Origin of the sequence: Mucilaginibacter sp. UYP27, assembly GCF_040547175.1 — a bacterium.
Taxonomy (GTDB): domain Bacteria; phylum Bacteroidota; class Bacteroidia; order Sphingobacteriales; family Sphingobacteriaceae; genus Mucilaginibacter.
Map to the genome: position 1 here is coordinate 80,888 of NZ_JBEPPE010000007.1, position 13,087 is coordinate 93,974.

The 13,087-nt window shown below is 44.2% G+C and carries 15 protein-coding genes; 8 read left to right on the top strand and 7 right to left on the bottom strand.

Annotated elements, in window-relative coordinates:
• Positions 1 to 83 precede the first annotated feature (83 nt).
• Complete coding sequence (locus ABIB39_RS18695; protein ID WP_354431705.1) at positions 84 to 1,988, bottom strand: M1 family metallopeptidase; 1,905 nt, start codon at positions 1,986 to 1,988, stop codon at positions 84 to 86.
• 217 nt (positions 1,989 to 2,205) lie between these two features.
• Positions 2,206 to 2,709 carry a DUF892 family protein gene (locus ABIB39_RS18700; protein WP_354431706.1) on the bottom strand — a complete coding sequence of 168 codons (504 nt, stop codon included), beginning with the start codon at positions 2,707 to 2,709 and terminating at the stop codon, positions 2,206 to 2,208.
• A 91-nt stretch (positions 2,710 to 2,800) separates the two neighbouring features.
• On the opposite strand from ABIB39_RS18700, the gene ABIB39_RS18705 reads away from it, so the two are divergent.
• Positions 2,801 to 3,745, top strand: coding sequence for a Smr/MutS family protein (locus ABIB39_RS18705; protein WP_354431707.1), 945 nt, complete (start codon positions 2,801 to 2,803; stop codon positions 3,743 to 3,745).
• A 9-nt stretch (positions 3,746 to 3,754) separates the two neighbouring features.
• Here the strand turns inward: ABIB39_RS18705 and ABIB39_RS18710 are convergent, their stop codons facing one another.
• Entirely contained in the window at positions 3,755 to 4,048 is a 294-nt protein-coding gene (locus ABIB39_RS18710; protein WP_354431708.1) for a HigA family addiction module antitoxin, read from the bottom strand.
• Position 4,049: 1 nt separating this feature from the next.
• Positions 4,050 to 4,331, bottom strand: a complete 282-nt coding sequence (locus ABIB39_RS18715) for a type II toxin-antitoxin system RelE/ParE family toxin (protein WP_354431709.1) — start codon at positions 4,329 to 4,331, stop codon at positions 4,050 to 4,052.
• 96 nt (positions 4,332 to 4,427) lie between these two features.
• On the opposite strand from ABIB39_RS18715, the gene ABIB39_RS18720 reads away from it, so the two are divergent.
• The 5 genes from ABIB39_RS18720 to ABIB39_RS18740 all read left to right on the top strand — a co-directional run bounded on the left by ABIB39_RS18720 (position 4,428) and on the right by ABIB39_RS18740 (position 7,457).
• Complete coding sequence (locus ABIB39_RS18720; protein WP_354431710.1) at positions 4,428 to 4,757, top strand: ArsR/SmtB family transcription factor; 330 nt, start codon at positions 4,428 to 4,430, stop codon at positions 4,755 to 4,757.
• Between the two features lie 91 nt (positions 4,758 to 4,848).
• A complete protein-coding gene (locus ABIB39_RS18725) occupies positions 4,849 to 5,289 on the top strand; it encodes a DUF6428 family protein (protein ID WP_354431711.1) in 441 nt (146 codons plus the stop codon).
• A gap of 91 nt (positions 5,290 to 5,380) precedes the next feature.
• Complete coding sequence (locus tag ABIB39_RS18730; RefSeq protein WP_354431712.1) at positions 5,381 to 5,797, top strand: arsenate reductase ArsC; 417 nt, start codon at positions 5,381 to 5,383, stop codon at positions 5,795 to 5,797.
• Between the two features lie 2 nt (positions 5,798 to 5,799).
• The gene (arsB, locus tag ABIB39_RS18735) at positions 5,800 to 6,858 is read left to right on the top strand and encodes an ACR3 family arsenite efflux transporter (RefSeq protein ID WP_354431713.1); all 1,059 of its coding nucleotides are present in this window, start codon (positions 5,800 to 5,802) and stop codon (positions 6,856 to 6,858) included.
• A gap of 83 nt (positions 6,859 to 6,941) precedes the next feature.
• A complete protein-coding gene (locus ABIB39_RS18740) occupies positions 6,942 to 7,457 on the top strand; it encodes a hypothetical protein (protein ID WP_354431714.1) in 516 nt (171 codons plus the stop codon).
• 71 nt (positions 7,458 to 7,528) lie between these two features.
• Here the strand turns inward: ABIB39_RS18740 and ABIB39_RS18745 are convergent, their stop codons facing one another.
• Positions 7,529 to 7,963 carry an SRPBCC family protein gene (locus ABIB39_RS18745; RefSeq protein ID WP_354431715.1) on the bottom strand — a complete coding sequence of 145 codons (435 nt, stop codon included), beginning with the start codon at positions 7,961 to 7,963 and terminating at the stop codon, positions 7,529 to 7,531.
• Position 7,964: 1 nt separating this feature from the next.
• Positions 7,965 to 8,282: an ArsR/SmtB family transcription factor gene (locus tag ABIB39_RS18750; protein WP_354431716.1), complete on the bottom strand. Its 318-nt coding sequence runs from the start codon at positions 8,280 to 8,282 to the stop codon at positions 7,965 to 7,967.
• Between the two features lie 125 nt (positions 8,283 to 8,407).
• On the opposite strand from ABIB39_RS18750, the gene ABIB39_RS18755 reads away from it, so the two are divergent.
• Together ABIB39_RS18755 and uxaC are read left to right on the top strand one after the other, a co-directional pair.
• Positions 8,408 to 9,460 carry a glycoside hydrolase family 130 protein gene (locus ABIB39_RS18755; RefSeq protein ID WP_354431717.1) on the top strand — a complete coding sequence of 351 codons (1,053 nt, stop codon included), beginning with the start codon at positions 8,408 to 8,410 and terminating at the stop codon, positions 9,458 to 9,460.
• 73 nt (positions 9,461 to 9,533) lie between these two features.
• A complete protein-coding gene (gene uxaC, locus ABIB39_RS18760; RefSeq protein ID WP_354431718.1) occupies positions 9,534 to 10,940 on the top strand; it encodes a glucuronate isomerase in 1,407 nt (468 codons plus the stop codon).
• Here the strand turns inward: uxaC and ABIB39_RS18765 are convergent.
• Entirely contained in the window at positions 10,930 to 12,762 is a 1,833-nt protein-coding gene (locus ABIB39_RS18765; protein ID WP_354431719.1) for an ATP-binding protein, read from the bottom strand. The genes uxaC and ABIB39_RS18765 overlap by 11 nt on opposite strands.
• Positions 12,763 to 13,087 lie beyond the last annotated feature (325 nt).

Sequence of the window (13,087 nt, forward strand, 5' to 3'; positions counted from 1 at the left end):
GTATTGCTCACCAGGCCTCCTGACGAATAAGCAAAAAAAAGCGCCGACCTTTAGGCCCGGCGCTTTTATATTGGAAAAAAGACTTATTTCTTTTTAGCAGGCACGGCAGCAGGTGCCCAAGTATTATCCTTGGTATTGGCATCCATATAGATCCCGTTATCAAGCGTGATAGATTTTAAACTTTTACCCCGCTCGTTAGTAAAAGTTACCAGTGTTTGTTTCTGATTAGCTTCCCAAACCGCAGGGGTTTTGTGGACGGTTTTGGTAGTGCCATCGGCGTATGTTATAACAACATCAAATGGGATAGCGAAACCACCAACGTTAGCTACTGTAAAGGTGCAACCATCTTTACCTGTTACCGGGTTTTTAATAGCCAGGTCGTTGTAGTAATTGGTGAAGAACCAGTTGGTAAAAAACCAAGTTAAGTTACGGCCAGATACATTGCTCATCGAGTTAAAGTAATCCCAGGGGATAGGGTGTTTACCGTGCCATCTGTCCATATAACCATGCAGGGCTTTCTTGAATAGTTCATCGCCAAGCATATCTTTAAGCGCTAAGTAGCTTAACGATGGCTTACCGTAAGCGTTATTACCATAACCGGTGGTCAGTTCGCTGGTTTGGGTTATAACCGGGATATCCTGATTGCTCGAACGGTTATTGATCCATCCGTTAATACGGAACTGTTTATAAAACTCATCTGCCTTTGCTTTGCCTTTTTCGGCAGTGCCTATCAGGTATTCTAAGGTAGTTGCCCAGCCTTCATCCATAAACGCATAGCGGGTTTCGTTGATGCCCATATAAAAAGGGAACCAGGTATGTGCAATTTCGTGGTCCTGCACAAGTTGTGCAAAACCCGGGTCGCCCATTTGGCTGTCGTTCACCATCATAGGGTATTCCATATCGGCAAATCCCTGGAAAGCAGTCATCTTAGGGAATGGGTAGGGTACTCCCGGCCAGTTGTGGCTAAACCAACCCAAGGCGTTACGGCCGTATTGAACTGATTTTCTAAAGTCGGTACCGGCTACAGAGTAGGCAGCCTGCATGCTGGAACGCCTGCCGGTTTTGTTATCAACAATAACACTGCCTGCGTCCCAAATGTAATGGTTGCTTAGGCCAACAGCTACGTCGCTAATGTCTGTGGCGGTCCATGTCCAGGTGTTCATGGCGCTTTGATTGGTAACCTTGTTGCCTGTAATTTCTTCAATGGTAGCCACATTAATAGTGCTGTCGCTGGTCATTGACTTTTGCAGGCGGTCAGCATATTCTTTTTGTAAAACTTTGTTTGGGTTTTGCAATGTACCTGTAGCCCAAACAATAAAGTTTTTAGGCACGGTAACGTTTAGGGTATAATCGTTAAAGTCGTTGTAAAACTCCTGTGCATCTACAAATGCTACGCGGTCCCAGCCATTGTAATCGTCATAAACAGAAACCCGCGGGTAAAAGTAGGCCAGGTAATAACTGGTGCTGTCTATCTGCCCTTCGCGGCCGCTTTGTTTTGATGCGTCAAAATGCCATGCGATGTTGATCTTAACAGAATCATGTGGCATCAACGGTTTTGTTAAACCCACAGCCTGGTTGGTAGAGGATGCCTGCGCGTTGTTCCAGGGCATTTTAATACCTGCAATAAAAAATGAATCTATCCGGATGCCTGATGTTAAGTAATCGGGCCCTGCATCACCCATACGGGCCGAACCCGGACGGTGGATGTTCAGGATCAGTTTCATGTTCAGCCTTTTCAAAGTATCGGGGCTGTTGTTGTAGTACGTGATGGTTTCGGTACCTTTTACCGTAGCCATTGGTGGCGCGGCAGTTATCGAAATGTTGTAACGCGCGCGGTTTTGCCAGTATTTGGCACCGGGTTTACCATCGGCACTGCGGGTGCCATTCTCAAAAGCCTTTTTTACATCGCGGGGCATGTAAAGGCTTTGGGCCTGCAATTGTACCAGCGCAATGCTGCAAATTGCGGTTAACAGGATTTTTTTAAACATGATAAATGATTAGCTTTTATAAAAACACGAAGCAAATGTATAATATATATGAGTAAACCATTGACGATTTTGGTAAACGAATTGTTACAATACTTGCTTGTTTTGCGGCCTTTAATTATATTCCTTTGTATCAAGTTATTTTAGTAGGGGTATTAAATAACTGTACAAAGCCGGGCTTTTTAGTCCGGTTTTGTTATTTTATATGGTTTTGCTGATGTTAATCAGTAATGTATTCCTTAGCTATCAGCGTAAATAACTTATCGTTATCAGCCGACTCATCAAAGTTTTCCTTCAATAACTGCTTCACCTCGTCGTATTTCAAAAGTTTGGCTATCATTATCAGCATCCGGTACGATGTAATGTTGATGTGCTCCAGCACCTGCAAATAAAGCATCAGGTCAAGGTCGTTTAATAAGGGGACGTCTTGCCCGTCGTCCAGGCAAAACTCATCTTTCACAATAGAGCGGATAGGGTTGCAAACCTCGGGTAATGGGGTTTCACCTATAAGCTTGTAAATGTCTTCCATCCGTTCCACCTGTTTATCAACGTCGCCGCCAAACTCACCCACAGCAAGCTTAAGCGCTTTAAATGATGCAATCTTTACCAGGTCGTCTGTTCGCTGCTGCAAAAAACGTTTACCATTGTATATGCGGGTTAAGTGATGTAAAAAGATCTGCTTCAAAAAAGCATCATCGGGGGCGGGTGGGGTACGAGGAGCCATCTTGCTTAATTAACTGTGAAAGGGAATTCAAATTTAAACAATTACAAACCATTAGTACCATTTATTCGCTATTGCTCGTTATAATTGCACCATGAGATATAAGTTAGGCGATTTTGTACGCTTTGTTGACGAAAAACTGGAAGGCTATGTAACCCGCATCATCGACGAGCAGATGATAGGTGTTACCGTTGAGGATGATTTTGAGATCGCTGTTTTAGCCAGCAAAGTAACTTATGTACATGGCCACGGTGCCGAAAGCCACGACGAAGAATACGTTGCCGAAGTAAAACCACTTGGCGAGTTTAAAAGCAAGGGCGTACATATTGCCATAGTTGCTGACGCAAAAGCCCAGGCGCTGGTGCATCTGTACATCATCAACGAAACATCATACCAATTGCTTGCCTCGGTTACGGCGCAACAGCAAAAGGATTTTAAAGGCGAGTTTGCAGGCATCATCGAAGCTAATGGTGTAGCCAAGGTTTACTCGGCTAAACTATCCGACTTGCAGCTATGGCCGAAGCTTATCTTCCAGGTTGTGTTTTTCACAAAGCAAAACCAGCCATCGGTAAGTCCGTTGAATGTGAGCGAACAGTTTAAAGCAAAAGATTTTTCTGGTGCTAAAAAGCTTGTTCCGTATATTAAACAGTTAGGCTGGATGATCCAATTGGACGAACCGGAACTTATTATAGATGCCGAGAAGCTAAAAGAAAGCTTTTTTAAACCTGCCGAAGAGAAAGCCCCAACCACTGCAAAACCCGTAAGCGAACTTGACCTCCACATCGAAAAACTGCGCGACGATTACCAGTTTCTAAGCAGCAGCGAGATCCTCAATATCCAAACCGACCATTTCAAAAAATCGCTTGATGCCGCCATTGTACACCAGATGCCCGATATTACTTTTATCCACGGCACAGGCAACGGCATACTTAAACACGAACTGCATAAACTGCTTAGCAAGCACCCCAAAGTGCAAACCTTTATGGATGCCCGTAAAGAAAAGTTTGGTTATGGCGCTACAAAGGTGGTGTTGAAGTAGGTGGGAAGATTAAGCGCTTTTAAGTCGCTTAATGGTATCAAACTCTTCTTGCTTTTCGGCCATGGCATCTTCTATGTCAAAATCATCTTGCAGGCCAAGCCAAAACTTCGCGCTATTGCCAAAGAAATGACTGAAACGCAATGCAGTATCCGCGGTTATCCTGCGGTTGCCTTTAATAATTTCAGATATATGCGTTTGGGGGATGTGCGTTTCTTTTGCTAACCTGTAAGGAGTAACTTCTAACGGAAGTAAAAACTCTTCGAATAAGATCTCCCCCGGATGTATATTGGGTAATTTTTCCATTTTAATGATAATCTACAATTTCAACTTCAGTCGCGTTGCCGTTATCCCATTTAAATATTATACGCCATTGATTGTTTATTCTGATGCTGTAAAAATCTCTTAAGTTACCTTTTAATTTTTCGAGTTTATTTGATGGCGGAATTGTTAGATCGGATACGTTTTGCGAATTATTTAGCATCCTTAATTTCCTTCTTCCCGTAGTTTGAATGTCCATGGGCATTTTAACAACCCTGGTACCATTCCATATTTTTTCTGTGTCTTTAGAACCGAAAGAAATGATCATGCTAACTTCATACGTTACTAACGTTAAAGGTAAGTGATTAAATATTTAAAACAAAACATTTTGATTTGAATTATTAATCGTAATATTGCGATTGATATGGGGGTTACTAAAACAGATATTTTCACTGCTGAGCAAAATAAGCTGGCTATGCAATTAAAGGCTATTGCACACCCGGCGCGTATCGCTATCCTGCAGCATATTATAAAAGCCAATGCCTGCATTTGTGGCGATCTTGTAGACGATTTAGGTTTGGCCCAGGCAACCATATCACAACATTTAAAAGAACTGAAAAATGCCGGGTTGATCCAGGGGACAATTGAGGGTGCAAGCATATGCTATTGCATCGAACCCAAGGCATGGAAAGCACTGCAAAACGAAGTGGGTGCCTTATTTACATCGTACACCGATGTAAATAAATGCTGTTAAAATTTTTTGCTTAAATCAATCGTAATATTGCGATAATATCGAATAAATAAAGTTATGGAAAACTTAAAAATGGGGTGCTTTTACGCAGCAGTTGCAGGCAAACCCGCAGTTGATACTACAATTTAGGTACGCCGAAGATAAATGGGTGAATGCGTCATATCATATAACCGAAATTAAACAGGCACCTATTACATCAGTAGATTGTGGTGGTGTAGTGAATAGATGGACGGAGATCATCATGCAGCTTTGGGAGCCGCAAAATGAGCAACAAGAAAGGGCTATGCCGGCAAGTAAAGCCTTATCTATTATCGACTTGGTTGAAAACATATTACCATTAGATGCAGATGGTATAGTAAAGATAGAATTTGGCAACCAACAATTTGAGACCCGCCAAATGTTGCCTAAACAACTGATAATTGATAACGATAGCCTGGTGGTAGACCTCAAAGCCGATGTTGTGCAGTGTAAGGCGATTGACCGTGGCGGCAGTTGCGGCACGAATGCTGATGCACGGAATGCTGTATGCCAATAGCAGAAGTTAAACCTAAATTTCAAATGCAAAACCTTGCCAACAACGCATCTTGCTGTACGCCGGGATCCGGCTGTTGCTAATTAAATTTACCATGAAGAATATATTAGTACTATGCACCGGCAACAGCTGCCGAAGCCAAATAGCAGAAGGATATCTGCGCCACTATGCGGACAATAAAGCGACTATTTATAGCGCCGGAATAGAAACCCATGGCGTTAATCCTAAAGCTATTGCTGTAATGGCTGCTGACGGGATTGACCTATTAGCCCATACATCAAACCATGTGGACGAATATATGCACATCCCGTTTGATTATGTGATAACCGTATGCGACAATGCCAATGAGGCCTGCCCTTATTTCCCGGGGGATGTTAAACGCTTTCATTATAATTTTGCCGACCCGGCAAAGGCTAAAGGTACAGTAGATGACGTAATAGCCGAATTTATCAGGGTGCGTGATATGATCAAGGCGTACACGTATGATTTTGTAAAACAACACATCAAATAATTATGACGGCTAACAATTGCGCCCCGGCGGCTAACCGCAAAAAACTTGGCTTTTTAGACCGTTACCTTACCTTATGGATCTTTACAGCAATGGCAATAGGGGTTGGTATCGGTTATTTTATCCCCGGCGCCCCAAAATTTATTAACTCATACTCCAGCGGTACAACTAATATTCCCTTGGCTATTGGATTGATACTTATGATGTATCCGCCATTGGCGAAAGTGAAATATGAGAATTTAGGTGAGGTGTTCCGTAACCGCAGGGTTTTAAGCCTTTCGCTATTCCTAAACTGGATAGTGGGGCCTATCCTGATGTTTGCACTGGCCTTAATTTTCCTGCATGATAAGCCGGATTATATGATAGGCCTTATCCTGATAGGCCTTGCCCGCTGTATAGCAATGGTTATTGTATGGAATGAACTTGCCGAAGGTAACCGGGAATATGCCGCCGGGTTGGTAGCATTGAACAGCATTTTCCAGGTATTGCTTTACAGCGTTTACTCTTACGTATTTATTACGGTATTGCTGCCTTTATTTGGTATGAAAAGCGAGGTAGTGAATATCACCATTGGCCAGATCGCGAAATCGGTAGGTATTTATCTCGGGGTACCTTTTGCCGTGGGCATCATCAGCAGGTATGCGCTCATTAAATTAAAAGGGGAGGAGTGGTTCAGCCAAAAATTTCTACCTGTAATATCGCCCGTAACATTAATTGCCTTGTTATTTACAATTGTAGTAATGTTTAGCTTGAAGGGGCAATTAATTGTCCAGATCCCTTTTGATGTTGTGCGAATCGCCATCCCGCTTGTAATATACTTCGCGATCATGTTCCTGGTAAGTTTTTTTGCAGGTAAATATATGGGTGCAGACTATTCAAAAAATGCTTCTATCGCTTTTACTGCAGCCGGTAATAATTTCGAGCTGGCCATAGCCGTAGCCATTGGTGTATTCGGTATCAATTCGGGCGAAGCTTTTGCGGGCGTTGTTGGTCCGCTGGTAGAGGTGCCCGCCTTGATCATCCTGGTGAAAGTGGCGATGTGGTTGCGGAGTCAGTATTATTAAAAACGATTTTATGCTTATATTATCTTTATCGGCATGGTAATTGTTTTATAGTTAACATTATAAACCATTAAATAATTAATACTATGAAAAAGATAAGTTTAATAATGGCAACTGCCTTTGCTGCTTTAGCCATGAACGCAGCTGCAAAAACTCATACTTCAACATCATTCCACAAAGCGGTATTGTTAACAGACCATATAACTGCTAATCAGGACACCGTGCCTAAAAAACAAAAGGTCAAAACAACTACACCAACCAGGAGTACTACGCCTACAACGCCAATGAGCCCAAGCAGTCCAATGACGCCAACAAGCCCGACTAATCCCTCGTATCCTACAACGCCAACAAATCCAACGGCTCCAACCAGCCCTACTAACCCGACTGTTCCAACGGCACCAGTACCAACTATGCCGAACCCAACAGTACCGTCAACAAGCCCTACCAGCCCTACTGTACCAACACAGAGCCCAACCGTGCCAACGCAAAGCCCTACTGTGCCAAGCAGTACGTCGCCAACAGCGCCACGTACAACTACCCCGGCTACAACACCCGGTAATACATCACCAGGTAGCACCGCGCCAGCTACGCCTCGTCTATAAGTTTAATAAGTTGTACTACATATAAATGCGAGAAAGGCCGGTAAAGCGAAAGTTTTACCGGCCTTTTTTTGTTATGATTCCTTCTCTACAAATTCTTTTAAGCTGATGCCCAATATATGGTTCCAGCCTTTGCTGAAGCTTTCCACGCCAAAGTCGGGGGTATTTTGCGGGAAGCTTTCCAAGCCCGTATGCGTAATGCGCACCAGCGTTTTATCCCCCTCGGGGAACAATTCAAAACTAACTTCAGAACCGCCGGGGAAGCTATCGTAAGCCCAGGTGTAGCTCAGTTTTTTCTCAGGTTGAACAGCGGTTACGCGGCAGCTGTGCATATACTTATCGCCTTTGCTTCCCTGCCCGCTAAAGCTAAATTCGAAACCAACGCGGGGTTCAAAACTTTCCAGTTTAAAGTACCATTGTTTCATTTGTTCGTTATCGGTAAGTGCCTGCCATACACGGCTAACGGGGGCGTTAAGCGTGCGCTCAACTACAAGAGGTGTCGTTTCCATATTATTTTGTTTTTGTTTCGTTATTTAAAAAATCTTCGAGGGCATCTAATTTTCCGGTCCAAAAGGCACGGTATTGTTCGGTCCATTTATTAACCTGTTCCAGTTTTTTAAGGTCGGCACGGCAGTAACGTTCGCGGCCTTGTTGTTTTATGGTGATGAGGCCACATTCGGTCAGAATTTTGATATGCTTGCTTATCGCCGGGCGACTGATGTCGAAGTTATCGGCAACGGCATTTAGGTTTAGCTGCTGATGGGCAAGCAGGTTGATAATATCTCGGCGGGTAGGGTCGGCAATGGCCTGGAAAACATCTCTTCTCATTTCGTGTAACCTAATGGTTACGCAAATATATATGTTACCATTCGGTTACGCAAATTTTTGTCAAAGTTTTTTTATTGTAAACCATTGTATAGACAGGCTGTTAAAATTACGTACCAATATTTTAAATGATGGCAGATCTCGCTAAACGTTTCCCGCAAAACCCACTCTTATCACCCAAAGATTTAAAGCCAAGTGCCGCTGGCCTGCATATAGCCTGCCTGCTAAACCCCGGCGTTTTCAGGTTTGATGGTAAGGTATGGCTGCTGGTGCGCGTAGCCGAGCGGCCCGAACAAAGCGAAGTGAAGGTATCGTTCCCGATCCTGACCGCTACAGGCGAAACCACCATTATGGAAATAGCCCTGGATGACTCCGACCTGATAGCCACAGATGCCCGCGTAGTGCATTATAAAGGGGTAGATTACCTCACCACGCTATCGCACCTGCGCTTACTATGCAGCGATGATGGTGTAAAGTTTTATGAACCTGATGGCTATAAAAAGCTATACGGTATAGGCCCGTTACAAACTTTTGGTATCGAGGATTGCCGGGTAACCCATCTCGAAGATAAGTTTTACCTAACCTTTACCGCCGTTAGCGATAGTGGAGTAGGCGTAGGCCTGCGCACCACTACCGACTGGAAAACTTTCGAAACTTACGGTATGATCTTGCCCCCGCACAATAAGGATGTAGCCATTTTTGAGGAAAAGATAAACGGCAAGTTTTACGCCCTGCACCGCCCTAGCAGTGTGGACATTGGCGGAAATTATATCTGGATAGCCGAATCGCCGGATGGTGAACACTGGGGCAATCACAAATGCATCCTAAAAACCCGCGAGGGGATGTGGGACAGCGGCCGCGTTGGCGCAGGTGCCGCGCCTATTAAAACTGAAAAAGGATGGTTAGAAATTTATCACGGCGCTACAAAAGAGCATAGATATTGCTTAGGCGCGGTATTATTAGATCTTAACGATCCTTCAAAAGTATTAGCCCGCACCACCGATCCGATCATGGAACCAACAGAGGCTTACGAAACTACCGGCTTTTTTGGACACGTGGTATTTACCAACGGCCACGTGGTTAATGGCGACACCATTACCCTATATTATGGCGCTGCCGATGAGTTTGTTTGCGGGGCAAAATTCTCTATAAACGAGATATTAAATGCAATGGGCGTGTAACTAAAACGTTTGAGTGGTTTGCCGGTAAAATGTATCAGAAATGTTTAATACATTGCCTTTTTATTAGCCAATTATGAAGAGCTTTTTAGATGAGGACTTTTTGCTGCAGAGTGATACCGCCCGCGAGTTATACCACGATCATGCGAAGGACCTCCCCATTATAGATTACCACTGCCACTTGCCGCCAGATCAAATTGCCGGCAACATCAATTTTGCCAACATAACCCAGGCATGGCTACAGGGCGATCATTACAAGTGGCGGGCAATGCGTGCCAACGGTGTAGATGAGTCATACATAACCGGCAGCAAGCCCGATAGTGAGAAATTTCGGCAGTGGGCAAATACTGTTCCGTACACCTTGCGTAACCCGCTATACCATTGGACACACCTCGAGCTGCAACGCTATTTCGGGATCACATCCCGCCTGATGCCTGATACTGCCGATTTTATTTATGACGATTGCTCGGCACGTTTGCAAAGCCCGGAGTTTTCGGTACAGCAAATGATCAAAAGGATGAATGTGGAAGTGATTTGCACCACCGATGACCCGTTGGATGACCTGACCCACCACAACCAACTTAAACGGGATGGGGCCGAGGTAAAAGTATTCCCGGCGTTTAGGCCGGATAAAGCCATGCACATTGAAGATGTGGCGGGGCTAAACGCTTATATAAACCGGCTCGAGGAGGTTTCAAACATCGCCATAAGTACTTTTGAAGATTATTTATACGCGCTCAAGAACCGCCACCACTACTTCGCCGCAAACGGTTGTACCGTTGCCGACCATGGCGTTGAGCACATGTACGCAGAGGAATATACCGACGAAGAAATGCGCGAGATCTTTGAAAAAGTGCGCACTGATAAAAAAGTAACTAACTCCGAAAAAGTGAAATTTAAATCGGCCATGCTGTACAATTTCGCGGTTTGGAACCAGGAGAAAGACTGGGTGCAACAGTTCCATTTGGGAGCGTTGCGAAACAATAACAGTCGCCTGTTGGGCACCCTTGGCCCGGATACCGGTTTTGATACCATAGGCGATTTTAGCCAGGCCAGGCCGCTTGCAAAGTTTTTAAATAAACTGGACAAGGACGAGCGGCTTGCCAAGACCATCATCTACAACCTTAACCCCGCCGATAACGAAATGATGGCCGCCATGATAGGTAACTTTAACGACGGCTCTATTGCCGGCAAAGTACAATATGGCTCGGCATGGTGGTTCCAGGATCAAAAGGACGGGATGACCAGGCAGATAAACGCGTTATCAAACATGGGTTTGTTGAGCAGGTTTATCGGGATGTTGACCGATTCGCGCAGCTTCCTGTCGTTCCCTCGCCACGAGTATTTCAGGCGCATCTTATGCAACCTTTTTGCCGAGGATATTGTGAACGGCGAATTGCCAAACGATATAGAATGGACAGGTAAGGTAATCCAGGATATTTGCTACTACAACGCCAAAAGCTACTTTAAATTTAAGCTTTAGGCGGGATATAGATCGCTATCAGCGTGCCCTTGTTTTGGTCGGATGAGATATCAACTGTGCCTTTCAGGTATTCCACCCGGGTAATGATATTTTTTAGGCCGATTCCTTCAAATTTCATCTTGTCGTTGGTGTTAAAACCGACGCCGTTATCTTCGATAGTTACGGAAATATTATCATCCTCGCGGGTAAGGTTTATATCTAACCGGTTAGCTTTGGAGTGTTTTATAACATTGTTCACGCACTCCTGCACAACCCTGTAAAGTACTATCTCCACATTATCTTCCAGTCGTTCTTCCAACCCGTAAGCCTCGAGGTTCACTTTCAAATGCTGCGAATCTATCTTGTTTACAAAATCTTTAATAGCCGATGCCAGGCCTATTTTTAACAAAATATTTGGCATCATCTGGTGGGCAATGGTGCGTACTTCCTTGCAGCTTTCGTCGACCATGGCGAGGGTTTTTTCGGCGAGGGCCTGCTCATCAGCGTTGATTAAAACCACGCGGTCCATCAGGCTGCTGAGGTTCATGCGCACGGCCGAGAAGAGCTGCCCTACACCATCATGCAAGTCGGCCGCTATGCGTTTGCGCTCTTTTTCTTCGGCCTCAATAATGCCTTTTGTTGCAATATTCTGTTGTTGCAAAACTGCTGCCTGCAAAATGCAGTCTTGTTTTAATTTATAACTACGGTACGATTGTATGCCAATAATGATTGCCACTGCAAATAACGCCGCGATGACCGCAATGGTGGTATTTCGCCGGGTGATCTCGAACTGCTGCTGCTGAATTAGTTTCTGTTTGCGTTCCGTTTCAAATTTTACGTTCAGTTCCGATAGCTGTTTGGTACTTTCTACATTAATGAATTTATCTTTTGTAGTAGCGTAAAGTTTATGATAATTAAGGGCGTTTTTATAATCGCCTGCTTTGGCGGCGGCATCGGCCATGCTTTCGTAAGCAGCTTCTACAATTTCAATAGCGTTTATTTTTTTGGCTATTGCGATGCTTTTGTTGCAGTATTCCAGGGCGTTTTTGTATTCACCCATTTCGCCGTACAGGTTGCCGATGTTGTTGTAAGTTGCGGCCATCATCCATTTATCGCCCGTTTTTTCAGAAAGTTTGAGCGCCTTTAAATTATACTCTAACGATGAGCCATAGTTCTTTTGAAATTTATAAACGATAGCCACATTACTCAGCGCCATCGAGATTTTGGCAGTGATGTCCATTTTTGTGTAAACATCCAGCGCGTTCTTGTAGGCGATGATTGCTTTATCATACTTTAATTGCTGTTCGTAAACGGTGCCCTTATTGTTTTGGCAATCGGCAACCAGTTCTTCATTATCGATCTCGCGGGCAAGTGTTTCAGCTTTTTCGTAGTAGCTAAGCGCTTCATCAAACTTTTTCCAGCTGATGTATAGTGCACCAATATGTTTGTAGATGTGCGCGGAAAGGTCTTTGTCGCTTATTTTTTCGGCTTTGGTAAGGGCTTGCTGGTAATTAGCAAGTGCCTTTACATTTTCGCCTCTATCAGCATTGATGCGGCCAATGTTAATATGGGCTTCTGCATAATCCACGGAATTATCAAGCTTTTCGGCAAGGGCAGCAACTTCGGTAAAAAGCAGTTGAGCGGTATCGATAGTGCCTCCTTTTAAATGGGCGTTCGCAAGCTCTAAACGTAAGGCAATATTATCAGGGTAGCGTTTTAATTTGGCAGTAAGGCTGTCAATATGGGGCGATTGCGCCAGGATGCGAATGGGCGACATTAATATTATAACAGTTAAAAACTTTAAAAAGGCGTGCCTTTTAAACTGGAACTTGTTTTTATACATAGTTTTAGCATCGGGACCACCGGCATCCGCAAAACCGGGGAAAGTTGAGCATCGCAACAATAATCAACTAAAGGTGACCAAAGGCAGGCGCAACCTATATACCGTAAAACCCGCATTTTGATGTACGTAGTTTCACCCCGGCCCTCTCCGAAGGAGAGGGAGTAAGATCAGAACTGTCGACGTTTTTTTTAAGTCCTCTCCGAAGGAGAGGACTTAGGTGAGGCTTCCTACTAATAGGATTTAGGTGAGGCTACAAGGGCTTTGAAGCGGCCTAAAAGGATAGGCCAAAAAACTTTTGTAAATTCTTTAAAAAGTATCTTATATT

Coding starts and splice junctions, on each gene's coding strand:
- ABIB39_RS18695 (WP_354431705.1), bottom strand. CDS start 1,988: ATGTTTAAAAAAATCCTGTTAACCGCAATTTGCAGCATTGCGCTGGTA.
- ABIB39_RS18700 (WP_354431706.1), bottom strand. CDS start 2,709: ATGGCTCCTCGTACCCCACCCGCCCCCGATGATGCTTTTTTGAAGCAG.
- ABIB39_RS18705 (WP_354431707.1), top strand. CDS start 2,801: ATGAGATATAAGTTAGGCGATTTTGTACGCTTTGTTGACGAAAAACTG.
- ABIB39_RS18710 (WP_354431708.1), bottom strand. CDS start 4,048: ATGGAAAAATTACCCAATATACATCCGGGGGAGATCTTATTCGAAGAG.
- ABIB39_RS18715 (WP_354431709.1), bottom strand. CDS start 4,331: ATGATCATTTCTTTCGGTTCTAAAGACACAGAAAAAATATGGAATGGT.
- ABIB39_RS18720 (WP_354431710.1), top strand. CDS start 4,428: ATGGGGGTTACTAAAACAGATATTTTCACTGCTGAGCAAAATAAGCTG.
- ABIB39_RS18730 (WP_354431712.1), top strand. CDS start 5,381: ATGAAGAATATATTAGTACTATGCACCGGCAACAGCTGCCGAAGCCAA.
- arsB (WP_354431713.1), top strand. CDS start 5,800: ATGACGGCTAACAATTGCGCCCCGGCGGCTAACCGCAAAAAACTTGGC.
- ABIB39_RS18740 (WP_354431714.1), top strand. CDS start 6,942: ATGAAAAAGATAAGTTTAATAATGGCAACTGCCTTTGCTGCTTTAGCC.
- ABIB39_RS18745 (WP_354431715.1), bottom strand. CDS start 7,963: ATGGAAACGACACCTCTTGTAGTTGAGCGCACGCTTAACGCCCCCGTT.
- ABIB39_RS18750 (WP_354431716.1), bottom strand. CDS start 8,282: ATGAGAAGAGATGTTTTCCAGGCCATTGCCGACCCTACCCGCCGAGAT.
- ABIB39_RS18755 (WP_354431717.1), top strand. CDS start 8,408: ATGATGGCAGATCTCGCTAAACGTTTCCCGCAAAACCCACTCTTATCA.
- uxaC (WP_354431718.1), top strand. CDS start 9,534: ATGAAGAGCTTTTTAGATGAGGACTTTTTGCTGCAGAGTGATACCGCC.
- ABIB39_RS18765 (WP_354431719.1), bottom strand. CDS start 12,762: ATGTATAAAAACAAGTTCCAGTTTAAAAGGCACGCCTTTTTAAAGTTT.